Annotated in this window: 1 pseudogene; it reads right to left on the bottom strand. The window is 68.4% G+C overall.

Going from position 1 to position 472, the window contains the following annotated elements:
- Positions 1-472 (bottom strand): annotated as a pseudogene (locus tag RNC47_RS36515) (pyruvate carboxylase); the annotation flags it as partial.

Genomic DNA, 472 nt, shown 5'->3' with positions numbered 1-472 from the left:
CAGCTTGTCGCGTGGATAGACCGCGCAGGGCCGTGGCCCGTGCGGCTGATTGACCGTCACATCGGCCAGGTAGTTGAGGATCCGGGTGCCACGATCCGCGCTGCCGCGCGCGGTGAGCAACTGTGGTCGTTGCTCGATGAACGACGTCGTCACCCGGCCGGCGACGAAGTCGGGATCCTCCAGAACTGCTGCCAGGCAGGGACTGTTGGTGGCCACCCCGCGAATCCGGAACTCCGCCACGGCGCGTCGCGCGCGGGCCACAGCCGTCGGGAAATCACGGCCGCGGCAGCTCAGCTTCACAAGCATGGAATCGAAATGCGCACTCACCTCGGCGCCGAGGTTGGTGCCGCCGTCCAGGCGGACACCGGCACCACCCGGTGAGCGGTACCCGGTGATGCGCCCGGTGTACGGGCGAAACCCGTTCGCCGGGTCCTCTGTGGTGATCCTGCATTGCAGGGCCGCACCCCGGATC

Origin of the sequence: Streptomyces millisiae, assembly GCF_031845425.1 — a bacterium.
Classification (GTDB): Bacteria; Actinomycetota; Actinomycetes; order Streptomycetales; family Streptomycetaceae; genus Streptomyces; species Streptomyces millisiae.
Note: the sequence above shows the minus strand (reverse complement) of the source record. Positions and strands in the feature narration are given on the sequence as shown.